The sequence below is a fragment of the Algoriphagus jejuensis genome (genome assembly GCF_039523455.1).
Classification (GTDB): domain Bacteria; phylum Bacteroidota; class Bacteroidia; order Cytophagales; family Cyclobacteriaceae; genus Algoriphagus; species Algoriphagus jejuensis.
This window is the reverse complement of sequence record NZ_BAAAFI010000002.1, coordinates 742,738-765,041: the sequence shown is the minus strand read 5'-3', so window position 1 is coordinate 765,041 and position 22,304 is coordinate 742,738. Positions and strand designations below refer to the sequence as shown.

At 50.2% G+C, this 22,304-nt stretch carries 19 protein-coding genes; 11 read left to right on the top strand and 8 right to left on the bottom strand.

All coding sequences use genetic code 11. The features are described 5' to 3' along the window. Positions 1–6: 6 nt before the first annotated feature. Positions 7–1,185: an alpha/beta hydrolase family protein gene (locus tag ABD031_RS04285; RefSeq protein WP_343848737.1), complete on the bottom strand. Its 1,179-nt coding sequence runs from the start codon at positions 1,183–1,185 to the stop codon at positions 7–9. Between the two features lie 321 nt (positions 1,186–1,506). Continuing rightward, positions 1,507–3,138, bottom strand: coding sequence for a sulfatase family protein (locus ABD031_RS04280; RefSeq protein ID WP_343848735.1), 1,632 nt, complete (start codon positions 3,136–3,138; stop codon positions 1,507–1,509). A 108-nt stretch (positions 3,139–3,246) separates the two neighbouring features. Between ABD031_RS04280 and ABD031_RS04275 the strand changes: the two genes are divergently transcribed. The 3 genes from ABD031_RS04275 (at position 3,247) to ABD031_RS04265 (ending at position 6,807) form a co-directional block, all read left to right on the top strand. Further along, a complete protein-coding gene (locus ABD031_RS04275; protein WP_343848733.1) occupies positions 3,247–4,215 on the top strand; it encodes a nucleoside hydrolase in 969 nt (322 codons plus the stop codon). Positions 4,216–4,242: 27 nt separating this feature from the next. After that, positions 4,243–5,754: a Gfo/Idh/MocA family oxidoreductase gene (locus tag ABD031_RS04270; RefSeq protein WP_343848731.1), complete on the top strand. Its 1,512-nt coding sequence runs from the start codon at positions 4,243–4,245 to the stop codon at positions 5,752–5,754. Between the two features lie 111 nt (positions 5,755–5,865). Then, positions 5,866–6,807 carry a TIM barrel protein gene (locus tag ABD031_RS04265; protein WP_343848729.1) on the top strand — a complete coding sequence of 314 codons (942 nt, stop codon included), beginning with the start codon at positions 5,866–5,868 and terminating at the stop codon, positions 6,805–6,807. A gap of 120 nt (positions 6,808–6,927) precedes the next feature. Here ABD031_RS04265 and ABD031_RS04260 read toward each other — a convergent pair whose 3' ends face one another. The 4 genes from ABD031_RS04260 to ABD031_RS04245 all read right to left on the bottom strand — a co-directional run bounded on the left by ABD031_RS04260 (position 6,928) and on the right by ABD031_RS04245 (position 12,706). Next, positions 6,928–8,637 carry a GMC family oxidoreductase gene (locus ABD031_RS04260; RefSeq protein WP_343848728.1) on the bottom strand — a complete coding sequence of 570 codons (1,710 nt, stop codon included), beginning with the start codon at positions 8,635–8,637 and terminating at the stop codon, positions 6,928–6,930. Beyond that, complete coding sequence (locus ABD031_RS04255; protein WP_343848726.1) at positions 8,630–9,202, bottom strand: gluconate 2-dehydrogenase subunit 3 family protein; 573 nt, start codon at positions 9,200–9,202, stop codon at positions 8,630–8,632. The genes ABD031_RS04260 and ABD031_RS04255 overlap by 8 nt, the downstream gene beginning before the upstream one ends. Before the next feature lie 79 nt (positions 9,203–9,281). Next, positions 9,282–11,333, bottom strand: a complete 2,052-nt coding sequence (locus ABD031_RS04250) for an alpha-L-fucosidase (RefSeq protein WP_343848724.1) — start codon at positions 11,331–11,333, stop codon at positions 9,282–9,284. Between the two features lie 188 nt (positions 11,334–11,521). After that, entirely contained in the window at positions 11,522–12,706 is a 1,185-nt protein-coding gene (locus ABD031_RS04245) for an FG-GAP repeat domain-containing protein (RefSeq protein WP_343848721.1), read from the bottom strand. 228 nt (positions 12,707–12,934) lie between these two features. Here ABD031_RS04245 and ABD031_RS04240 point away from each other — a divergent pair, with 228 nt between their 5' ends. The 5 genes from ABD031_RS04240 (at position 12,935) to ABD031_RS04225 (ending at position 16,792) form a co-directional block, all read left to right on the top strand. After that, on the top strand, positions 12,935–15,169 hold the full coding sequence (locus ABD031_RS04240; protein WP_343848719.1) for a TonB-dependent receptor family protein: 2,235 nt from the start codon (positions 12,935–12,937) through the stop codon (positions 15,167–15,169). A 154-nt stretch (positions 15,170–15,323) separates the two neighbouring features. Further along, a complete protein-coding gene (locus tag ABD031_RS04235) occupies positions 15,324–15,542 on the top strand; it encodes a DUF433 domain-containing protein (protein ID WP_343848717.1) in 219 nt (72 codons plus the stop codon). 8 nt (positions 15,543–15,550) lie between these two features. Further along, on the top strand, positions 15,551–15,763 hold the full coding sequence (locus ABD031_RS22355; RefSeq protein WP_425542703.1) for a DUF5615 family PIN-like protein: 213 nt from the start codon (positions 15,551–15,553) through the stop codon (positions 15,761–15,763). A gap of 179 nt (positions 15,764–15,942) precedes the next feature. Further along, positions 15,943–16,107, top strand: a complete 165-nt coding sequence (locus ABD031_RS04230) for a hypothetical protein (RefSeq protein WP_343848715.1) — start codon at positions 15,943–15,945, stop codon at positions 16,105–16,107. Positions 16,108–16,183: 76 nt separating this feature from the next. Beyond that, the gene (locus tag ABD031_RS04225; RefSeq protein ID WP_343848713.1) at positions 16,184–16,792 is read left to right on the top strand and encodes a nitroreductase family protein; all 609 of its coding nucleotides are present in this window, start codon (positions 16,184–16,186) and stop codon (positions 16,790–16,792) included. 224 nt (positions 16,793–17,016) lie between these two features. Here ABD031_RS04225 and ABD031_RS04220 read toward each other — a convergent pair whose 3' ends face one another. Together ABD031_RS04220 and ABD031_RS04215 are read right to left on the bottom strand one after the other, a co-directional pair. Beyond that, positions 17,017–17,628, bottom strand: a complete 612-nt coding sequence (locus ABD031_RS04220) for a thiamine pyrophosphokinase (RefSeq protein WP_343848711.1) — start codon at positions 17,626–17,628, stop codon at positions 17,017–17,019. After that, positions 17,628–18,614, bottom strand: coding sequence for a dipeptidase (locus tag ABD031_RS04215; protein WP_343848709.1), 987 nt, complete (start codon positions 18,612–18,614; stop codon positions 17,628–17,630). Before ABD031_RS04215 ends, ABD031_RS04220 begins: the two co-directional genes overlap by 1 nt. A gap of 238 nt (positions 18,615–18,852) precedes the next feature. On the opposite strand from ABD031_RS04215, the gene ABD031_RS04210 reads away from it, so the two are divergent. The 3 genes from ABD031_RS04210 (at position 18,853) to ABD031_RS04200 (ending at position 22,150) form a co-directional block, all read left to right on the top strand. After that, positions 18,853–19,365 carry a 3-hydroxyanthranilate 3,4-dioxygenase gene (locus ABD031_RS04210; protein WP_343848707.1) on the top strand — a complete coding sequence of 171 codons (513 nt, stop codon included), beginning with the start codon at positions 18,853–18,855 and terminating at the stop codon, positions 19,363–19,365. A 130-nt stretch (positions 19,366–19,495) separates the two neighbouring features. Then, on the top strand, positions 19,496–20,773 hold the full coding sequence (kynU, locus tag ABD031_RS04205; RefSeq protein ID WP_343848705.1) for a kynureninase: 1,278 nt from the start codon (positions 19,496–19,498) through the stop codon (positions 20,771–20,773). 24 nt (positions 20,774–20,797) lie between these two features. Beyond that, entirely contained in the window at positions 20,798–22,150 is a 1,353-nt protein-coding gene (locus ABD031_RS04200; RefSeq protein ID WP_343848703.1) for an FAD-dependent oxidoreductase, read from the top strand. Positions 22,151–22,304: the final 154 nt, after the last annotated feature.

The following is a 22,304-nucleotide window of genomic DNA, read 5'->3' as shown; positions in this document are numbered from 1 at the left end:
TGGGATTTAGGGTTTGAACTGGAGAAAATCCATCACGGCTTTTTCACTTTGGAGGGCATTTGCCGGAATCGGATGCTGTTCGTTAAAAACCATCAGTTCCTCTCTGGGCAAAAGCGTGACAAAACCTTCGTCAAACTGATTTTTGACCAGGATCTTCCCCGCATTCAAGCCCAGGTACTGCGCCAGAAAATTATAAACCACGGCCCGCTTGCTGGGGCCATAGTCATGGCGCTCAGCCGGAAGGTGGACATTATCTACCTTGCTTTCGGCATCGTACTGGGCATAGACTTTCTGGATGTAGGGCATCTCGATTCTCGGAGTATTTTTCGTCCAGTCACCACCGTCTGAAACCAGCAGCATTGGTCTTGGCACCGCCAAGGCAGCGATCTCTACATTGTTGGTCTGGTGATGGGCGCTCTTGTGCACCGGCATTCCGCTTTCGCAGACACAGCCCCCAAAGAAATAGGCGGACACCATCACGACTGGCACTGAAACCTTGATCCGGGGATCCAAAGCGGTGATCATGATCGACTGAGTTCCTCCACCGGATTCGCCGGTCACCGCTATGCGCTCGGGATCCACGTCAGGTCGGGATTGCAGGTAGTCGATCACGCGCTGGGAATTGTAGGTTTGGATCGAAAGTGCCGCAGGGATCTTGTGTTCCACCTGCTTGGAATCCCCATAGCCGATCATGTCGTAAGCGAAGACCACCGCTCCCATCCGTGCAAAAGCAGCACTGCGAGTTTGGACGCTTTCGCCAAAGCGGGGATCGGTCCCATGTCCGTGAACGCTGAGGATGCCGGGACTTTTGGCAAAAGGTTCTTTGCTGATCGGGCGATAGAGATTGCCGGTGATGTAGAATCCTGGAAAGCTCTCGATGGCGATGTTTTCGACAATGTAGCCGTCCATCTCTCGGGTGCTGTGGATGATGGTATTGAAGGGAGTGTCCCGCTTCGGCATCTGGTCCAGCTTCATGCCTTTGATGAGTCCCTCGCGGATCACCTCGGCACGCTTTTCCCAATCGGCCTTCGTCGTCCAGTCCTTAGCCCATTGCTTCATGTGGATATTGGCTTCGTCCTCTGTCCAGTAAGCACCCTGACAAAGCATGTTGTCCTGAGCTTGGACGGTAGGTGTATGGAAGATGGCGGCTATCGCAAAGGCAAGGATTCCGATTCGCTTTTTCATGGTTAGAGGGTGTGAGTTAAAGACTTCAAGATGGGGTAAATGGACTAGTGTCTATTTGGTCAACAGCGGACGGATCATGCTAGGAGCGACCGCTCCTGCTTTCTCCTAATGACCGATTTTCTTATTTAGGAAATCTTGGAAAATCGGCCATGCCTACGGCATTTTTCAAAACCTGTCATCTTTGAATTCCAGCCATTAAAATGGTTGGCTAGCAAATGATTCATGCCTACGGCATTTTCTACCCAAGTTCACGTCATTCCTCTGTTGTACATCTGGGACTATTAAAAGTCACTAAGCACACATTTTCTCTCTGTGGTTGGTTTATTTAACCACCGTTGCGATTTCGCTTGGCTCAAAGCCAATCCGATGCGCATTCACATAGAGCGAATCGCCAAGTGCTGCTTCGAAAGGCTTGGAATAGATATTCCATCCGGCCGATTTGGACTTTCGATAGGAAATAATCGACGAGGAAGTCGCCGAACTCAAACTTACCTTTCCACCCTGAAAATCGACTTCCGGCACCTGAGTCACAGGCGCTGAGTCCTGCCCTCCCCACCAATTTCTCACCATTTCCAGCTCATTCAGGGCTGCCATATCTCCGTACTTCAGCATCCATTCTTCATGAACGATGCGCATCTCGGCCAGCTGCTCAGCATAATCCGGGTCTTCGGCCAGATTTTTAAATTCCCAGGGATCAGTTTGCGTATCGTAGAGTTCTTCCAAGGGCTTGGATGTAGCAAACCAGCGATCTTGATTTTGATCCAAAAGGCCCTTATCATGCAAATCCAACAGGTGAAGCATCAAAGGATTCGAAAGGCGAAAGCGGATGTTTTGATAGTTCGGCTTCTCGGGCATATAGTTTCGGAGGTATTTATAGCGTCCATCGGAGACCGCCCGGACGCGGTCGTATTCCGAATCCATGCGATCACGCGCTGCATAGATGTATTTTCGAGGTTCGGCTTTTTGCTTTCCAAGAAAAGCCTGTCCCTGCATCGTCTCGGGAACTGGCACTCCCGCCAGCGAGAGTAAAGTCGGCGCAAAATCCACGAAGCTCACCAGTTCCTCTGTCTCGGTTCCCGCATCCAAGAACGGTGCCTTGACCATCAGCGGCACTCTCAGGCCTCGGTCATAGAGTTCTCTTTTGAAATAAGGCATCCCGTCCCCATGGTCCGAATAGAAGAAGATGATTGTGTTGTCATACAGCCCGTCGGCTTTGAGCTGGGCGATCACCTCTCCCACCTGCTTGTCCATCCGCATCACATTGGTGATAAATCGCGCCAAAGTCCGCCGGGTGATCGAATCATCCGGATAGACAGGTGGCACGGTCACTGAATCTGGATCTACCAGCAAACTGTCTTTTCCCTCCCGCGCCCACACTTGGGACTCATGCGTCGTAGTAAAGTTGAAGATCGAGAAAAAGGGCTGCTTGGGATCCGGTCGGTTTCTCCAATGGGCACTGTTGCTGCTGTCGTCCCACATCCCCACAGGACTTCTGAATTGGTAATCCTCCTTCACGTTGTTGGTCACATAGTATCCCGCCTTGCGCAGGTAGATAGGATAGGGCAGCATCCCCTCAGGCAATACGGTAGAGTAACCCTTGAAACCCGGTGGATAGGCATCACTAGCCGCAGCGGATGGTGCCAAAGTGCGCATGTGCATCCCGCCGATGGAAGTCTGATAGGCCCCGGTGATCAAAGCCGAGCGGCTTGGCGCACAGACCCCGGCGGTCGAAAAGGCATTGTTATACTGGAGTGACTCCTTTGCCAAGGCGTTGAGATTCGGCGTTTTTCCCCCGGTGTCCCCGTAGCTTTCCAGATGCTCGGGCGACATGTCTTCGCAGACGATCCAGACGATATTGGGGCGCTCGGGGTAGATGACCCTGTCGGAAAGCTTCTCTTTTCTTTGGCAGGAAAAAAGGGTAACCAATAGCATTAGTAAAAAAACCGGTCTCATGTCTTCGTTTTAAGTGGAAATTAAAAGATACGCTTTTTGAAAAAAAAACCTACCCTGTCCATAGTCGGGCAGAAAATCTTTATTTTAACAATTCAAAATTTTTACAAAATGAAAAAAACCAAGCTTATCCTTCTGCTATTTTTATTTTCTCAAACTATTATTGCGCAACAGCGAGTTTGGCTCGATGCGGACACAGGCAACGAAATGGACGACCTCTACGCCATCGCACACCTCGTCAAATCCGACAAAGTCAAACTCATTGGCCTCAGCTCCGCCCACTTCAACAACGCTGACCTCAATACTTTCGAAAAGTGGAATGCCTACCAAACGGAGACCTTAAAGCCCGTAGAAGAAAGCCAGCGGCTCAATGAAGAAATTCTGAACGCTCTAAACCGGGTAGATATACCCCATCCACTGGGTGCTGACCGGCAGATCGGACGTGCCTGGGGACAACAGGAACCCCGCGATTCTCCCGCTGCCCAGGCGATAATCGCAGCCGCCCGGTCGACTGCCGAAGGAGAAAAACTCGACATCATCACGCTGGGTGCGATGTCAAACATCGCCACCGCACTGCTTCTTGCTCCGGACATCCTTCCGAAGATCCGGCTATTTTCCCTGGGAGCATGGTATGATCCAGCCACCGGAGCCTGGAACAAAAACGAATTCAATATCCGCTGTGATCTCAATTCCTTCGATTATCTGCTCAATCTGGAGGGCTTGGACTTCACCCTCATGACCACGACTACTGCTTTTGCACTCAAGTTTGACCGGGAGGAGACCTACGCTGCACTGGATGAGTCTGTCGAGATCGAAAAAATCCTGGCCGATCGCTGGCGGACCCAAAATCCACAGGACGAGATTCGGGTAATGTGGGACTTGGCTTTGATAGAAGCCTATCTCTACCCTGAATGGTCTACCCAAGCCACGGTGCAAACTCCTCCTGAAAACACTCCACGGAAAATCAAAATCTATGCATCGATCGATGCCGAGGCGATGAAAGAGGAGTTTTGGAGACAACTGAAAGAAAACCAATCCCACGTCAGCAATCCTCAACAAAAACATCTTTCAAAACTTTAAGTAAAAGAACTTCACCCTATCACCCACATGCCTGTGCCTTATCTCAACCGAAGAGAGTTTTTAAGTTCCGCAGCCACCATCGCCGCATCCATCTCCATTGTCCCCTCGCATGTCATTGCCGGGACGGGACACATCCCGCCCTCCGACCAATTGACCGTCGCCAACATCGGCTGCGGCACGCAGGGCCTCCGAGAGATGGGAGAGATGCTGAAAAACCCCAAGGTCCGGGTGGTTGCCGTCTGCGATGTAAACAAGAGCTCCTCGGACTACATCGACTGGTCGGCCAATGGCATCCGTGACAACGTCCGGGAAGTGTTGGGCGATCCGACCTGGTGGGAAGGCAAACAGGGGATCCCCGGCGGCAGGGACATAGGACAGGAGTACGTCGAAAAGTACTACGCCAGAAATAAGCCCTCAGGCAAATACAAAGGCTGCGCGAGCTACGAGGATTTCCGCGAACTGTTGACAAAAGAAAAAGGAATCGATGCGGTCAAGATCATGACTCCCGACCACACCCATGCATCCATTGCACTCGCTGCCATGGACAAAAAGATGCATGTCGTGACCCACAAGCCTATCTCGAATCGGCTTCTGGAAGGAAGAAAGGTCATCGAGAAAGCCAAGTCCAGCGGAACGATCACCCATCTCTTGGCCTGGTCGGATCGTCCTGAATATCGGCAGATCAAGGCTTGGATGGACGAAGGCCTAATCGGCGAGCTGAAGGAAATCCACAACTGGTCCTACCGCCCCGTCTGGCAACAATGGACCAAACGACCGGAACCAGCTATGCCCGTCCCCATTGGCTTCAACTGGAAACTATGGCTCGGCCCTGTACCGGACATGCCCTATCACAAGAACTACACACACAACGTCTTCCGGGGCTGGTATGAGTTTGGCGGCGGTTCCGTCGCTGACATGGGACATTACAGCCTGTTTCCGTTGTTTGAGACGCTCGGGATCACCAAAAGTCCAACTTCTGCCAAGGCCTTTGGCACCACTACCCGAGAAGAAGTCAACCAAGTCTATCAATGGGTGAAAAACGACGTGGCTTTTCCCGCAAGCTGTATGATCAAGTGGAAGTTTCCCGAGCAGGAGAAGCTGCCTGCATTTGACCTGTTTTGGTACGACGGAGGCATGAAGCCTTTTGCGCCAGAGGAGCTCGAAATGGACGGAAAAGACACGCCGGAGGAAGGTCTGATACTCGTGGGCACCAAAGGAAAAATCCTGGGCGGATTCCGGGGAGAAAATCCGGTCTTGCTGCCTGAGAGCAAACTGATGGCTGGCCGCGATGCCGAGCGAATCAACTCACGGGAAGTCGAGCGCATGACCGACTCCTGGGTGGACTACATGCTGGAAGGCAAGCAGACTCCCGGCAGCTTTATCCGTGCCCAGTGCATCACCGACACGATCAATCTGGGAGCTGTGGCCTTGCGGGCTAATAAAATGGTGGAATTTGACGCAAATCTGCTTACCATTACTAATGACGCCGCCGCAAATAAATTCCTCACAAGAGACTACAGACTTGGTTGGGAGATATAAAACAGCAGCGGTGGGCAGAGATCGAACTGACAACGAAAAAATATGCAAGTTGAAAAATCCACCTAGGCAACCTTTCTAAAATAACTTTTAACCCTTAACCTTTTCTTACCCATGACAAACAGACGAAATTTTATCAAAACGGCAGGCTTGGCTTCAGCTGCACTTGGTCTTGGCATTCCAAATATTTCATTTGCCTCCGGCAAAAAGGAAACTTTCAAAATCTCATTGGCTGAATGGTCGCTTCAGCGCCCGCTCTTCGCCAAAACGATGGATCATTTGGACTTTGCTTTGGTAGCCAAAAAACATGAGATTGACGCAGTAGAGTATGTCAACCAGTTCTTTATGGACAAGGCCAAAGACATGGTTTATCTCAAGGAGATGAAAACCCGTGCGGATGGCGAAGGCGTGACCTCGGTATTGATCATGTGTGATTCGGAAGGAATGCTCGGCGCAGCTACCTCCGAGGGTCGAAAACAAACGGTGGAAAATCACAAAAAGTGGGTCGAAGCAGCGAAATTCCTAGGCTGTCACGCCATCCGGGTCAACGCATACACAGCGGTACCTTATAGCACCGATGCAGTAAAGGAGCAGGAAGCGATCAACGTATGCAGTTCCGGACTGCGTCAATTGTGTGAGTTTGCGGATGATTTTGATATCGATGTGATCATCGAGAATCATGGCGGCTATTCTTCCAACGGAAAATGGCTGGCTAAGATGATCAAGGAAACTGCTCACAAACGAGCCGGTACTTTGCCGGATTTCGGCAACTTCCGGATGCATGCTGAAGGTGATAAAATATCCAGCTACGACTCTTATCGAGGTGTGGATGAACTGATGCCGTATGCCAAAGGGGTGAGTTTAAAAACCATGGTCTGGGATGACCATGGCAAAGAACATCCGTTGGACTATGAGCGGATGATGAAGATCGTAATGGCTCACGGTTTCCATGGCTATGTGGGGATAGAACACGGAGAGCCCGGCAAAGAATGGGACGGGATCGTGGATATCCGATCCAATCTGGAGATGATCCGCAAGACCATGGAAAATGCGTGAATGAAGAAAGGCTAGTCCAAATTTGGCCTAGCCTTTCTGCTTTTTTGTCACCTTCCTTTCCTTCAATCTAAAGATTGCGTCTTGCCGCGCGATGGTCAATCATCGAGAATCCAACACCTCTTATTTTTTACTCTCCGCCACTGCATGATGTGCTGCTCTGGCCGCGAATGCCATGTAAGTCAAAGATGGGTTTTGCGTGGAAGTAGAAGTCATCGAAGCTCCGTCTGTGACGTAGACATTCGGTACCGCGTGAAGCTGGTGATTGGCGTTGAGCATGGACGTTTTAGGGTCTTTGCCCATGCGAGCGCCGCCCATCTCGTGGATATCGAGTCCCGGAGCACGATGATCGTCACGTGTTTGGATATTGATAAAGCCCGCCTTGGTGAACATCTCCGACATCTGCTCGATGTAGTCCTTGACCATCTTCTCGTCGTTGTCGTCATAGTCCACGCTGATCTTGAGCTGGGGAATTCCCCACTCATCTTTCAGGCTGGAATCGAGACTCACGGTACTTTCCTCCTTGGGAATCGTCTCGCCCATCATGTGCGAACCAACACTCCATAGACCATATTGATCAGGATTAAGCAAGTTGTTTTTCAATTCCATTCCGATACCATCCGAGTTGGTTCTTACGCCTCGATTGGCAGAGAAGCCTGCGGCATATCCTCGAAGGAAGTCTGTTTCTTGCTTATAAACATTTCTGAATCTTGGAAAATAGCCGCTGGTTGGTCTTCCGCCGGAAGTGGTGTATTCTGAAGCTCCTTCGTATTGTGCAGAGACTCCCGCGCGGTAGTTGTGAAAAGCTACGTATTTACCCAACGTTCCGCTGTCATTGCCGAGTCCGGTTGGGAAGCGGCTGGAAGTAGAATTCAAAAGAACCAAATTGGTGTTGATCGCCGCCGCATTGAGGAAGATCACATCCGCATAAAACTCCTCCGTCTCTTTGGTCAGGCGATCCACGATGCGAACTCCGGTAGCCTTCCCTTTTTCCTCGTCATAAATAATGGAATGCACCACCGCATCTGGTCTCAGGGTGAGATTCCCGGTTTTCAAAGCCCAAGGAATCGTCGAGGAATTGGAGCTGAAATATCCCCCGAAAGGACATCCACGTTGGCAAAGCTGACGGTTTTGGCACAATGTCCGCCCTTGCGCAGCATAGTATTCAGCATTGCCGTGAATGTGCGCGCACCGCGCGGAGATCATGTGTCGGTCGCCGCCATAGTTTTTCTTCAGTTGCTCCGCAAAGTATTTTTCAACGACATTCAACTCATAGCCCGGAAGGAATTCTCCGTCTGGAAGCGTGTCGATACCATCTCTGAAACCTGAAACTCCGGCAAATTTCTCGACATGGCTGTACCACTTTTCGATGTCTTTGTATCGGATCGGCCAATCGACCGCAAAGCCGTCTCTCGCGGGGCCTTCGAAGTCAAAATCTGACCAACGCTGTACCTGTCTCGCCCAAAGCAGGGATTTTCCTCCAACTTGATAGCCACGAATCCAGTCAAATGGCTTCTCCTGCACGTAAGGATGCTCGGTGTCTTTGACAAAAAAGTGCATCGCATCCTCTCGGAAGGCATAGCAGCGGCTGATCACCGGATTTTCCTTTTGAATCTCCTGCGGGACCTGACCCCGATGCTCAAACTCATAGGGAAGCATATTGGTGGTTGGGTAGTCCTTACCGTGCTCGACTTTGCGGCCACGCTCCAGCATGAGGGTTTTTACACCCAAATCACACAGTTCCTTCGCTGCCCAGCTCCCGCTGATTCCGGAACCGATTACTATAGCCTGATAAGTTCGTTCTTGCTTACTCTTAAGGTTCAGATTAGCCATTGATCCGTGGTTTTTGAAGATCCGTGATCAAGACGGCGCCGTTGTATTCGCCAGGAATCAGGGAATAGGGAATCACCTCAGTTTGGATGTATTCCGAAGCCATGTAGCCTTGGATGGTGAATCGCTTGGTAGAGTTGAGGAAGTAGGCAATTGACGTGTTCTTATTTCCTTCCTCGGTATCATCACCCTCGAGCTTGGTGCCTGTCAGGATGACTTGTTCTTTTTCCTTGGTGGTCAAGTCCTCAAATTTCTTTCCGGCAGATTTCTTTACATAATCCTGAAAAGCTCCGAGACCGACGGTAAATTTCTCCTGGTTTTCCTCGGTAAAACAATCGTTGACCATGACCAAGATAAAGTCGGGCACCTCAAGATCCAAGGCGCCTTTGATTTCCCCAGCGGGAATGATCGTATCCGAAATTGAGCCCAAAAGCGCCTTTTGGGATGCGGAGACCTTCAGTTTGTCGTAAGCGGCGAGGATGTCCTCTTTGCTGAAATCACAGGAAGGAATCAAAACAAGTCCTCCCGAAATCAAAGCTAAATGCCGCAGGGCGATGCGTCTATTCATAGGTTGGTTGTTTGGGTTATAAGCAAATCGAGCTGAGAAAGTAGCCAATTTGCCTAGAATCCGCAAAATGTTTTCTGTATTAGCGGGTAATCACGCCAAATTCCCCAACCGTAGCCTTGTTGCCGTCGGTGGTTTTCAGGGACTTCAGGCGCAGGTAGCGAGCCTGCACTTTGTCAAAACGGACAAACTGCTCGATTGGACTCGCCGCGATGTTGGAAAATTCCCCTCGTGCGACTTCTTTCCAGGAGCTGCCATTTTCGCTCACCTCCACGGTATAGTCGGAGATAAAGCCACTCGGGTAGCGCGCCTGCATCGGGAAGTAGGTGATCCCGCTGAGCTCAGCGGTCTGACCCAAGTCCATTTGGAACACATTATTTTCGGTGGTGAAATAGGAATGGATATTTTCATCTATCGCACGTCCCGCTCGTTCATCTGAGCTGGCTACTTTCCAATTCGCCTTTGGCAAGTCGTAGTCCACCCGGGCAATCTCGGAGACATTTCCGGTGGCTGGGTCCACGGCAATAGCTTGGACAGTTTGGGCCGAAAGCACACCAAAGTCCCCAGCATAAGCGTTTTTCCCTTTTTCCGGCGTAGAGCCGTCCGTCGTGTAGTAGATCTCCAAATCCGACTCGGCCGCGGCGATGCTGACCTTCCCCTCAGCCGTTCGAGTTACCCGCGGCGGAAAAAGCAAAGCCGGAGCCGAGTATACGCCAATCTCTGAGATCACAGGGATATCCTTGGAATCAAGAAAGTTTACCCGGATTTTCTGTGCTTGGGTGTCATCAAACCTCAGGACTCGCTTGTAGCCGATGGTGGTGCCTTCGGCGACTTTTTCCCAGCTTCCATTCACTTCTTTTTCCAGAGAAAAAGACTTGACGCGCTGGCCCAAGTTGACGAATTCTTGGACCAGGAGACGGTTGAAAGATACTTCTTTCCCAAAGTCAATCTCCACTGAGGCCTGAATCTCGCCGTCAGGAGTCGTCCAATAGGTATTGAAATCTCCGTCGCTAAGATTGGTGGCTTCGTAGCCGCTTCCGCGATCCACGCTCGCTCCAAACCTTCCTTCTTTTGCCAGATTGACTGCGAAATCTTCCTTCACCTTGGCAGCCATCTTCAGGATCGCTGCCTCGTCATTTTCATGGATGAGACCGCGCGTATCTACCGGGAAGTTGATCAGCAAGGAGCTGTTTTGTCCGATGCTTTTGTAGTAGATCTCCATCAGTTCCGGCAAAGTCCGGACTTTGTGATCCTCGTATTTGTGGTAGTACCAACCTGGGCGGATACTCACGTCCGACTCTGCAGGTATCCAGTGGGTGCCGTTTTCCTGGCCTGGAGCCCATTTTTCAAATCCAGGCATCCCTGCGTAAACCGAGTCTCGCATCAGATTGGACCAGGTGGTCTCATAGGCGAAGCCGTGCTCGTTGCCGACCCAGCGTACATCCGGGCCCGCATCGCTGAACATCATCGCGTTGGGCTGGAGCTCCCGCACCAAGGCGTGCATCGTCGGCCAGTCGTAGTAAGTTCGCTTCTCCACCTTTCGCTCCTCATTGGCGCCACCATACCAGCCGTCGCCGCCATTGGCTCCGTCAAACCACACTTCGTATATCTCACCGTAGTTGGTCAGCAACTCAGTGAGCTGGTTTTTCATGTAGGTGACATATTCGGGTTTGCCATAGTCAGCATGATTACGATCCCAAGGGGAATAATAAATACCGACTTTTAGTCCCTCTGCCCGGCAGGCATCGACAAATTCGCGGATCAGATCTCCTTTTCCATCGCGCCAAGGGCTGTTTTTGACCGAATGCTCCGTGTAGGCCGATGGCCAAAGTACGAAGCCGTCGTGGTGCTTGGCAGTGATGATCAGTCCTTTCATGCCAGCTTCCTTCGCTACCCGAGCCCATTGCTTGGCATCCAGTTCTGTCGGATTAAACTGCTCCGGTTTCTCGTCTCCAAATCCCCACTCCCGGTCGGAAAAGGTATTCATGTTGAAGTGGACAAAACCGTAGAACTGCATCTCCTGCCAAGCGATTTGGCGCTCATGTGGCACCGGCAAAACCGGGGATGGAGGAGCGGCTTTTTCCTGACAGTAGGATAATCCTAGGGCTAAAAATGGCCAGACGTATTTTTTCATGGGTAGGTATTTGGGCGAAAACCTACCGAATTTAGACGGGATTTTAAAGAAAAAATTACAAGAAGTAGCCGGTGGTTATTAAAAATAATTAGAAAAAGGATGGGGATGTTGGTCTATGGGGTTGCTAGTCCACAGGCATTCGCGGGCAGAATCGGTCGACTGTTGACCGTGGGCTGTTGATGGATTTTTCAATCTTCCTGCTCAAACACAAAAATCCCTTTCTTATTCCCAATCACCACATCCAAAAGGCCGTCGCCATTGATGTCCTCGGCGACGATGTTGAGGCCAACTCCGGAGGCATCATCGATCTGATGTGCCAGCCATTGAGGTTCTTTTCCGGGCACGAATTCAAACCAGTAGAGATAGGCAGGTTCCAAAGCACCCGTTCCCTCGCGCATGTGGGCGTAGTAGCGCTTGCCGGTGACGAAGTCCTTTTTCCCATCTCCGTTCACATCGACAAAAGCCACCGCATGCGTCTCTGACATCTCTTCCGTCAGGATATGTTTGGTGAAATTCTGGTCGCTGCCATCCGCCTGATTTTCGTAGTACCAAATCCCCCGCTCATGCGCCGATGCAGCAAAGACATCGAACTCTCCGTCTTGGTTGAAGTCGAAAGAGTACATGTGAGAGGCTGGTTCTCCGAGATTGGCGGGGTGCCAGCTCCAGTCGGACTTGGTCACGTCGCCCGGATTTTCCCACCAACCTTCCCGGATGATGACATCAGATTTGTCGTCTCCATTCATATCCGAAAAGCCCAAACCATGGGAGAAATTCTCCGAACCGGGAGTTCCGGTTTGGCTGATCGTGTATTTCGTCCAGGTCAAATCATCCTTCGAACTCGGAGATTTGAGCCAGATCATCTGCTTATTGGCCACATCTCCGCAGAGAATGTCTTTCCGCCCATCGCCATCCACATCGTAGAAGCCCGGCGACTCATTCCCGACGGTTTCATGGATCAGGTGCACTTTCCAGTGTTCGTCTTTGCCCTGAGGATTCTCATGCCAATAGACTCCTTTTCCCGGAAAGTCAAAACGAATAAAGTCTACAAAGCCATCCTGATTGACATCCAGCGCAAAATTCAGCATCGAATTGCTCCACTCCTTTTCCGCCACGTAAAGTTTGGGTTCGTATATCTCGTGCCGTTTCCAATCAGGAGCTTCAAACCAAAACGGTCCTGCCATCACATCGATCTTCCCATCATTGTTCACGTCTCCGACCGCGACTCCTTCTGTCACAAATTCAGAAAACAAGACTGTCTTTTTAAAGGGAATGTCACCGCTTTTGTCGCGATTAGCCATTATCTGGCCATCACAGGAAAGATGAAAAACGGCCATTAAAGGCAGAACAAGAAGGAGCTGTACTGGTTTTTTCATGGGTTTTTGAATCGCAGGGTTCGGGGTCAAAGGGACCGAAGTAGTAATGCTAGAAGCTATTTTCTCTGCTAAAACTTCCTAGAAATTATCCCATTAAAAGCTCAAATCCAAAGACTTCTCGATCCTGGGTTTAATTTTATGAGCCGTAGTTTCTAAATCTAGAGGTCAATAGTAACCATTGAAAAAGATTTGAACGCTCGTCTGCACAAATCCGCTTAATTTTCAGGTATGAAAAACCTATTGCTCTTTTTGCTCTTTTTGACTAGCCTTAACATCCAGGCCCAGATCCAACTCAAAATAACCGACCAGATCACAGGGCTTCCCTTGGAGAACGTGCGCGCCAGATCGGAAAACCGTTCATTTCAAAAGACCAATGCCTCCGGGATTCTTGCTTTCCCCGGAGAAAACCTACGAATCTCATTTGCTCTGGAGGGCTACGAAACGCTGGAACGGTATTTTGAAGCGGGGGAGCATGAAGTACTGTTGATTCCCACTGTCATGAATCTCGGCTCGGTAACCGTAACTGCTTTTGACTCGGAGCGTCCCCTTTTGGAGCAATCCGCAGCCATCGTCCAAGTGACCGAACGGGATTTTAGCCGGTTCAATGAAATCTCACCAGTCAACGCTTTCAATCAGAAAGCTGGAGTGCGAATCGAGGAAAGAGCCCCCGCAAGTTACAGGGTCTCAATCCGGGGAAGCTCGCTGCGATCACCGTTTGGAGTACGGAATGTAAAAGTCTATTGGAATGAAGTACCCTTTACGGCGCCGGACGGCACGACCGCCTTAAATCTGCTCGACTTGGCCAATGTCCGCTCTTCGGAAGTAGTCAAAGGCCCATCGGGCAGTATCTATGGGGCGGGAAATGGGGGAGCGATTTCACTGTTCAGCCAACCAAGCCTCACCGGAAACCGCGTATCCGCAGACTTCTTGGCGGGAGATTTTGGCCTATCCAAGTATCGCCTGGGCATCTCCCAGCAGCTCGGCGAGGGCGGAATTGAGGCTTCTTTTGTCTCCCAAAAATCGGACGGCTACCGGGATCATTCGGCCGTTGATCGGCAGGTTTTTCAACTGGGCAGCTTTTTTCCTATTTCGGAAAAACAGGAAATCCGCACGCAATTCCTCGTGTCGGACCTCGACTATCAGATTCCCGGCGCGCTAAATGCTGACCAGCTTGCAGCCGACCCGACCCAGGCGAGACCGGGTTCTGCTGCGCAAAACAGCTCCATCTCCCAGCAGGCGGTCTTGCTTTCCTTGGGGCATTTGTACCGCTTTTCGGAAAAAACCAGCAACAACACGACGCTTTACCTGAACACGAACGATTTTGAAAATCCCTTTATCCTCGACTACAAGAAGGAGCTGGGATTTGGCTACGGCCTGAGAACCAAATTCGGCTACAATGGAAAGCTAGCCGGAAAATCCCTGCGCTTGGTTGCCGGAGGCGAGTATCAAAACAGCCTCACCGACGCGCAAAACTTTGGAAACCGCGCCGGAGTGGCGGACACCGTTCGCTTTGCAGACAAGCTGCGGGCCTATCAGGGCTTCCTCTTCCAACAGGCCGAGTGGAATCTCACTGAAGCGCTACTTTTCACATTGGGCTTGAGCGAAAACTTTTCCGGCTACGAGATCGACCGACAGATCGATGCCACGGGCGGGGCGACAGGGATCCAGAGTCGGGATTTTGACCCGGTGATTATCCCCAGAGCTGCGCTCAACTACCGACTGAACTCATTCAGTTCGGTCTATGGCTCAGTCAGCGGGGGCTTTTCCCCTCCTACCATCGACGAGATCCGGACTAACGAGGGCAGTGTCAATCTGGATTTGGAAGCGGAAAAAGGCACCAATTTCGAGTTGGGCTACCGGTTGGGCAGAGAGAAGCTCAACCTGGAACTCATCGCCTATTACCTGAAGCTCGACCAGACCATCACTACCTACACCAATGAAAATGGCGTGGTGCTCTTCCGAAACGCAGGCTCCACGGATCAAAAAGGGATCGAGGCTTCGCTGGATTATGCCTTGCTGAGAAACGCAGGGGGATTTTTCAAGGATGTGTTGATTGGAACGGCCTACACCGGACAGTTTTTCACTTTCAAAGATTACCAAAAGCAGGACAACGATTTCTCCGGAAATGACCTGACGGGAGTGCCACCAAACAATCTGGTGACGCGCCTCGACATCCGAACGCGCCCGGGCATCTACGCCAATTTGACCCATCAGTTTACCGACGAAATCCCGCTCAACGACGCCAACACGGTCTATCAGGATACCTATAATCTAGTCAACCTACGCTTGGGCTGGGTCAAAAACCTGGGACAATGGGATCTGGAGCTCTTCGCCGGCGTGGACAACCTGCTGGATGAAAGCTATTCCCTCGGCAATGACCTCAACGCCTTTGGAGGACGCTACTACCAGCCCGCGCCGACCCGCAACTGGTATGGAGGCGTGAAGCTGGGATGGAATTACTAGAAGGAGAGACTTTAGATGTAAGTATCAAGACGCTAGATTTAAGATTGTTAGTACTCCTCCTATAAAAGGAATAAAGAACGCTCGCTGCAAATTAAAAATTGGTTCCCTTTCGTTTTGAAGGAATCATTTCCATCAATAAACCGTAAATTCCTTCATGGACTATTCACAGTTTATCACTATCGATCCTGAAAATCGCTTTGGAAGACCTAGCATTAAAGGCACTCGGATAAATGTGGCCGATGTGCTGGGTTGGCTGGCGTCCGGAATGAGTATGGAAGAGATTTTAGAGGATTTCCCTGAACTTAGCCCAGACCAAATAAAGGCGTGTTTAGCCTTCGCCGCTGATCGAGAGCAAAAAGTAAAATATGCTTAATCTCTTAAATGAAACTGCTTTTGGATCGAAATATCTCCCGTAGAATCGTTAAGGAAAACAATACTTTCTTCCCTGATTCAAAGCAGGTAAGAGAGGTCGGACTTGAGGGATTCACTGACAGGGAATTTTGGACATTCGCCAATAAAAACAAATTCACTATCGCAACCTTTGACAGTGATTTTGTAGGCCTTTCGACACTTTTTCATTTTCTCCAAAGGTAGCTTGGCTGAAATTCGGAAACCCTCCACCAGGAAAATCGCCGCCGATTTAATTTCCAGAATCGAACAAATCCACGATTTTTTTGGAAAATGACTCTGAAGACATTTTAAAAATTGAAGCTGGGTTTCAACGATTCGACAACAGATCTGTGGGAGTTTTAAAGTTTAATTGGCCTGAAAAGATGAAAAAGAACAAGCAGAAGCCTCCCCGAAAGGGTTGGGCAAAATTGTTTAAAAAGATGCACCAGCAGGGGGACAACGAACTTTTGATTCCCGATTTGTATGAAGACGAGAAATTCCTGAATGATCCAAAAGAATGGGTTTGGCCAGTGGATTCTAAAAAATGAAGCTGGGTTTCCAAAAGTTTCCAGAACTTTACCCACAGAATTTTTGATTAACTACCTGAATTAATAAACGCCAAATATGCAAAGACCCGATTTCAGCATCGAAGAAGTAAACAAAATCATCCGCGGACGCCGCTCCCTTTTTGCCGCGCAGTTTAAGGAAAACGATTCCGTAGCCGACTCCATCATCGAGGAGATCCTCGAAAACGCCAACTGGGCGCCCACCCACAAGCTGACCCAACCTTGGAGATTCATCGTCTACACTGGAGAAGGAATTAAGAAACTCGCCGACTATCAGGCGGAACTGTACAAGCACAGAGCGGAGAAAAACGGCACCAACTTCATCGAAGCCACTTACCAGAAGTTTAAAGAAATGCCGCTGAAGTCCTCCCATATCATCGCTATCCTGATGAAGCGCACGGAAGGCTCGGGTATTCCGGTGATGGAAGAGATCGCTGCCACAGCCATGGCTGTCCAAAACATGTACCTGACAGCTTGCGCGCACGGACTGGCTTGCTACTGGGGCACCGGCGGTCCGACATTCTGGCCGGAAGCCAGAGAAGACTTCGGGCTGGAAGGAGAAGATATGCTGATGGGCTTTTTCTACGTAGCCAAGCCTGCATCTGACAACTGGCCGGAAGGAAAGCGAGATTCAGTAGCGGAAAAAGCAAGCTGGGTTAGGGAGTAACCGTCATCGCGAGGAACTGCCTGCCCCGATTCATTTCGGGGAAGCGATCTTAATGAATAAGCAGAAAAGGAAGGCGAGAGTCTTCCTTTTATTTTTGATTTGGGGTTTATGATTTACGAGAGCCAAAGAACACGAGGGCTTCGAATTCCTCCGTACCGGAAAGGCAGGCACTCAGCTTGACACCATTAACAGCGAATTTTTCAATTTTCAAATCAATTTTCCAATCACACTACCTCTTCCCCAATCCAAAAAATCCCCGCTCCCTTGATCTCCGTGATTCCCTCTGGCACTTCTAGTTGAGTGAGGTAAGTCAGAGGCAACAGGAGCTTTCCGTTGTCATTCGAGATTTCGACCGGCATGCCTTTCTTTCCCAAAATACGGATGGTTCGCTCGCCAAACCACTTTTTGAAATCCCCGCTTTTGACGGGATAATATTTCCAGCCACTATCCATGACTGTCAAGTCCAAGAGTTCGGCTTCGTTCGACAAGGCCTCCAGCTGGGAATGGTCAAAACCAACCAGATGCGATCCCTTGTGTTGGGAAGCCAGAAGGTATTGTAGGCCTTCGTGAAGGAAATTGTCTGCGTTAGCGGTCAGAAACCTCACCGGATATTGCTCTTCCAGCAGTTGCATATTCTCCTTTTGAAAGGCCTCCGTCGCCAAGATCACGTCGATCTTGATCCCCCAGCTCAGCACGGTGTCGAGGCATCCCTGCCAGACGAGCACCGTGGGCACCCACTCCAAAAGCGGTGAAACTGAATCAAAACTCAAGTCTGAAGTGTTCAAAATGAAAACCGCCGGTTCCTGTTGTTCTTTGACAAAATGATGGCTCGACATCAGCTCCAGAGTTTTTGGTAGAAGTTAAACACGTTTTCAAAGGCCATATTGCGAAGCTGGGCTTCAGAAAGACTGGCGTTCAAATGCCCCAGAATATCGGGGTATTTGCCGGAATTTTCCGCCAGGGGAAAGTAAAAAGGATGGCGGCTTTTGTCGGGGAAGTCCTTGGTATAAAAAAAATCGGCCCCGAAACAGATCGCATCTTCGCCGAGCGTTTGACCATAGCGCAAGTGCTCATAGAGTCGCTCGGGAACCTCCGGATCGAGGAAATTTCGAAGAAAATTCACGCCGATGATTCCGCCTCGGCGGACGATCTCCTGAGCAAATTCATCGCTAAGATTCCGCTTGTGATCCCAGATTGTGCGAAAATTGGAGTGGCTGGCAATCACGGGAATCTCCAGACGATTTTGGTCGATGTGGGTCAGGATTCCCTCGGCCAGCAAATCAGAAGTGTGGGAAAGATCAATGGGAATCCGCTTGCCTGCCATGTAGTCCAGAATTTTTTTGCCGTCATCTTTCAGCCCGATTCCTTCGGTGTAATTTCCTCCACCAAAACGGTTTTCGGTATGGTGCGTCAAGCTGATGTAGGCGAGTTGGCCGACCGTCTCGACTATGAAGTCAAACTGGGAATAGATCTCCTCCCATGAGGCATGTTCATGACCGAATCCGGCGGCATTTTCTACAGAGGAGATGACTCCAATGGCCTCTTCCGTACCGCGCTTTTCGATATACTCGGCATCAAAACCCGTGACAGTATCCTGCTCTTTGCGAAGCAAATCCGAGAAGATAAGCGCCTGTTTTCTAGCCATCTCCATGCTATCCTGCTTGACCTCCGTGTAGATCGCCAAGACCTGCATCTTGACATTTCCCGCCTTCATCAGTGGAAAGGCACAGGCAATCTGCGCTGGATCAAAAGGATCTGCACCGGGGATTTTTGCCATAAATGACATCAGGTCGCAGTGCATATCGGCTATCGGGTACTTCATGGAGGGGAGGGGTTTTCGGACAAATTAAGGCAAAATGAATTTACGAGCTACGATTTTTGATTTACGAACTTGTAGAGCTCCCCAAAGGATCCGAGGCAATTCAATCACTTCTCTGATCAAATCGACAAGCGTGAAAAGACTTCGATCGGCGAAACTCTAACTCTGGACCAGCTACTCCGAGTTTTTTCTTTGCAATTTCTATCTTTGGAGCAAATCCCTCACCAAACCTAAGTACGCCATGTCTGTAGCAAAGCCCTTCAATTTCAAAAAGTGGATCGATGAAAACCGCCACCTGCTCAAGCCTCCCGTTGGCAACCAACAAGTGTACAAAGGCAACGGCGACTTCATCATTATGGTCGTCGGCGGGCCGAATAGCCGCAAGGATTACCACTACGACGAGAGTGAGGAGTTTTTCTACCAGTTGGAAGGCGACATCGTCCTGAAGATCATCGAGGACGGAAAGCCCAAGGACATCGAGATCAAGGAGGGAGAAATCTTTCTTCTTCCTGCGAAAGTCCCCCACTCTCCACGCCGTCCTGCCAATACCGTTGGCTTGGTGATCGAGCGATACCGCCAAGCGGGAGAGCTGGACGGCTTCATCTGGCACTGCGAAAACTGCGGAGAAAAACTTCACGACGAATACGTGGAGCTGACCGACATCGTATCTCAGCTCCCTCCGATCATGGAGCGATTCTGGTCCAATGAGGAATTGAGAACCTGCAAATCCTGCGGGACTTACATGGAGAAATAGGGGCTAGTCAACAGTCCACGGACGACTGTCGACAGCCGGTTCTTTCAAGATTAGAGCTTGGAAATCAAGGCTAAAGTACTTTATGACGGGCGGTGGACTGTGGTCTGTCGACCGTTGACAAAATAAAAATATGAATTTCGAATTCTCCGAATCTTTCGCCCTCCAAATGGACGCCCAAGATCCCTTGGCATCCTTCAGATCCCGCTTCCATTTTCCCAAAGTAGATGGAAAAGAAGCCGTCTACTTCTGCGGCAATTCACTGGGTCTTCAGCCCAAATCGGTGAAAGACCATCTGGAAAAAGAGCTGAACAATTGGGCGGATCTGGCAGTGGACGGGCATTTTCACGGTGAAGATGCTTGGTATCACGTACGAAAGAAGTCTAAGCCAGCTTTGGCGGAGATCGTCGGCGCGCACGAGCACGAGGTCGTGGCCATGAATAACCTGTCGGTAAATTTACACTTGCTGATGGTTTCCTTTTATCGCCCAACCAAGGAGCGCTATAAGATCATCGTGGAGGCTGGCGCTTTCCCTTCGGATCAATACATGCTCGAAACCCAGATCAAGTTTCATGGCTTGGATCCCGCCGATACGCTGGTGGAGTTGGCTCCCCGAGCCGGTGAACACACGCTTCGAACGGAGGATATTTTGGCCGAAATCAGGAAGCAAGGAGACAAGCTGGCAATGGTCAACATGGCTGGGTTACAGTATTATTCCGGTCAGCTTTTTGACATAAAAGCCATCGCGGCAGCGGCTCATTCGGTCGGCGCTTTGGCGGGTTTTGATTTAGCACATGCCGCGGGAAATGCCCTCCTCAAGCTCCACGACTGGGATGTGGACTTTGCCACCTGGTGCAGCTACAAATACCTCAACTCCGGCCCGGGCAATATTTCGGGCATTTTCGTCCACGAGCGCTATGCCGAGCGGTCCGACCTGCCGCGCTTTGCGGGCTGGTGGGGACACGACGAGGGCGAGCGATTTCGGATGGAAAAAGGATTCGTGCCCATGTTTGGCGCAGACGGCTGGCAATTATCCAATACTGACGTCCTCGGCCTTGCGGCACATCAGGCTTCTCTCGATATTTTCCAAGAATCCGGAATCGAAAACCTCCGGGCAAAAAGCGAAAAACTAACCGCCTACCTCGAATTTATAATCCGTGAAATCAGCGGAGAATCAGGCGTTTTGGAAATTATTACCCCAAATAACCCGGCTGAAAGAGGTTGCCAGTTATCTTTGCTGATTCACCGAGGAGGCAAAAGTGTCTTCGATGAGTGGTATCATCAAGGTGTGGTAGGCGACTGGAGAAACCCGAACGTAATCCGACTGGCGCCTACTCCGCTGTACAACAGCTTCTTGGATGTGTTTCGATTTGCAAAGATTTTGGAACAATCCCTGAAGAAATTCGCTTAAAAGAAGCGTGGGTAAAACTATCCGATGAAAAAAAACGAAATCACCATCTTGGGTGCCGGCCTGATCGGCAGTCTGATGGCCATATACCTGAAGCGTCAAGGCTTGGAGGTGTCAGTGTACGACAAGCGCCCCGACCCACGCAAATCCCCCTATTCTGAAGCTGGCAGATCCATCAACATGGCCTTGAGTGATCGAGGCTGGAGAAGCTTGGAGCAAGTGGGTTTGAAAGAAAAAGTCCTGCCCCTGGCGATTCCCATGTATGGGAGGAGAATCCACGACGAGCATGGCAACACTACCCTCATCCCCTATGGCAAAGAAAATCAGGCGATTTACTCCATTTCCCGGGGGAAATTCAATCAACTACTTGTCGAGGAAGGCGAACGCTTGGGGGCAAAAGTCCACTTTGAGCACAAGTGCCTAGACGTCGATTTTACAAACAACGAGGTGACGTTTGAAACTCCTGAAGGAGAAAAACAATTCAACCCAAATGTCATCATCGGAGCTGATGGAGCCTATTCTGCCTTGAGAATGTCGATGCAAAAGCAGGTTCGGGTTAATTATAAGCAGGAGTTTATTCCCCACGGATACAAGGAACTGACTATCCCGGCAACTTCAGACGGCGAATTTGCCATGGATCCCAATGCGCTGCATATCTGGCCTCGCGGCAAGTTTATGCTGATTGCGCTGCCCAATCCAGACAAGTCATTCACCTGTACTTTGTTCCTTCCTTTTGCAGGGACGAAGGTGTGCTTTGAGAAAATCCTGGACGAGAAAGACCTGGAAACAGTCTTCCGATCCTATTTCGATGACGCTTATAAGCTGATGCCGGATTTGAAAACTGAGTTTTTCAAAAATCCGACTGCAGCACTGATCAATATCGAATGCTACCCTTGGGTGCAGGGGAATTCCCTGTTGCTAGGCGATGCGGCTCATGCCATGGTTCCGTTTTATGGGCAGGGTATGAATTGCGGATTTGAAGATTGCTACATTCTCAATGGTCTGATCGAAAAGCTCGGCACAAATGCCTGGGATTTGGTTTTCGAAAAATACCAGAAAAAACGCAAGCCAGACACCGACGCGATTTACCAGTTGGCGATGGAAAATTTCAAGGAGATGCGGGATTCTGTCGGAGATCCTAAGTTCATCCTGCGCAAGAAAATCGAAGCCAAACTTCACGCCCTCTATCCGAACGAGTGGATTCCACTTTACACGATGGTGACGTTCTCAGAGATGAAGTATGCCGAAGCTTATGCTCAAGGCAAGCTCCAGGAGGCAGTCATGGACAGGGTGATGGCTGATCCGTTGATCACCGAAAATTGGGATAAGCTCGATTACGAGGACATCATCACTCAATTGGAAACATCAAAAGCGGTCTAAGGATCGCTTTTTTTGTGCAGCCGTCACGTTACCCTGCTTTTTCAGATGCTGGAATCGGGTCGCACTATTCGTTCCGCTTTCTTTCGTGGGGTGGGTCCTCCCAGGCCATAATATTTCAGTCCCGAAAATTGCCGAAGGGTTTGAGAAAAAGTGC

Coding starts and splice junctions, on each gene's coding strand:
- ABD031_RS04240 (WP_343848719.1), top strand. CDS start 12,935: ATGAAAAACCTATTGCTCTTTTTGCTCTTTTTGACTAGCCTTAACATC.
- ABD031_RS04275 (WP_343848733.1), top strand. CDS start 3,247: ATGAAAAAAACCAAGCTTATCCTTCTGCTATTTTTATTTTCTCAAACT.
- ABD031_RS04200 (WP_343848703.1), top strand. CDS start 20,798: ATGAAAAAAAACGAAATCACCATCTTGGGTGCCGGCCTGATCGGCAGT.
- ABD031_RS04285 (WP_343848737.1), bottom strand. CDS start 1,185: ATGAAAAAGCGAATCGGAATCCTTGCCTTTGCGATAGCCGCCATCTTC.
- ABD031_RS04255 (WP_343848726.1), bottom strand. CDS start 9,202: ATGAATAGACGCATCGCCCTGCGGCATTTAGCTTTGATTTCGGGAGGA.
- ABD031_RS04265 (WP_343848729.1), top strand. CDS start 5,866: ATGACAAACAGACGAAATTTTATCAAAACGGCAGGCTTGGCTTCAGCT.
- ABD031_RS04280 (WP_343848735.1), bottom strand. CDS start 3,138: ATGAGACCGGTTTTTTTACTAATGCTATTGGTTACCCTTTTTTCCTGC.
- ABD031_RS04260 (WP_343848728.1), bottom strand. CDS start 8,637: ATGGCTAATCTGAACCTTAAGAGTAAGCAAGAACGAACTTATCAGGCT.
- ABD031_RS04245 (WP_343848721.1), bottom strand. CDS start 12,706: ATGAAAAAACCAGTACAGCTCCTTCTTGTTCTGCCTTTAATGGCCGTT.
- ABD031_RS04235 (WP_343848717.1), top strand. CDS start 15,324: ATGGACTATTCACAGTTTATCACTATCGATCCTGAAAATCGCTTTGGA.
- ABD031_RS04225 (WP_343848713.1), top strand. CDS start 16,184: ATGCAAAGACCCGATTTCAGCATCGAAGAAGTAAACAAAATCATCCGC.
- kynU (WP_343848705.1), top strand. CDS start 19,496: ATGAATTTCGAATTCTCCGAATCTTTCGCCCTCCAAATGGACGCCCAA.
- ABD031_RS04215 (WP_343848709.1), bottom strand. CDS start 18,614: ATGAAGTACCCGATAGCCGATATGCACTGCGACCTGATGTCATTTATG.
- ABD031_RS22355 (WP_425542703.1), top strand. CDS start 15,551: ATGAAACTGCTTTTGGATCGAAATATCTCCCGTAGAATCGTTAAGGAA.
- ABD031_RS04270 (WP_343848731.1), top strand. CDS start 4,243: ATGCCTGTGCCTTATCTCAACCGAAGAGAGTTTTTAAGTTCCGCAGCC.
- ABD031_RS04230 (WP_343848715.1), top strand. CDS start 15,943: ATGAAAAAGAACAAGCAGAAGCCTCCCCGAAAGGGTTGGGCAAAATTG.
- ABD031_RS04210 (WP_343848707.1), top strand. CDS start 18,853: ATGTCTGTAGCAAAGCCCTTCAATTTCAAAAAGTGGATCGATGAAAAC.
- ABD031_RS04250 (WP_343848724.1), bottom strand. CDS start 11,333: ATGAAAAAATACGTCTGGCCATTTTTAGCCCTAGGATTATCCTACTGT.
- ABD031_RS04220 (WP_343848711.1), bottom strand. CDS start 17,628: ATGTCGAGCCATCATTTTGTCAAAGAACAACAGGAACCGGCGGTTTTC.